Raw genomic sequence first — 293 nt, forward strand, 5'->3', positions numbered from 1 at the left:
TGCTGGTGAAGGCCAGCGAGGCAATTATCTTAGCGTTCATTCGTTTTCCTCAATGATGGGGATGTCAGGCAGCTTTCGCGTTCTCTTCGACGCGGTTAATGCTGCGGTAGAGATGGTCAAAACGTTCGTTATCAAACAGTTGGCTGCAGCCGTCGTAGAAGACGTGCCCCTGGCGCAGGGCGACGATGCGTTCGCAGTAGCGCAGGGCGTAATCCACCTGATGCAGCGTGACGACCACGGTAATGCCGTCGTTCTGGTTGATGTCGCGCAGGGTGTCCATCACGATGCGTGCC

Annotated in this window: 1 pseudogene; it reads right to left on the reverse strand. The window is 56.3% G+C overall.

Going from position 1 to position 293, the window contains the following annotated elements:
* Positions 1–64: 64 nt before the first annotated feature.
* Positions 65–293 (reverse strand): annotated as a pseudogene (locus LZP73_RS20160) (hypothetical protein); the annotation flags it as partial.

Source organism: Shewanella sp. AS16, from assembly GCF_021412365.1.
Taxonomy (GTDB): domain Bacteria; phylum Pseudomonadota; class Gammaproteobacteria; order Enterobacterales; family Shewanellaceae; genus Shewanella; species Shewanella salipaludis.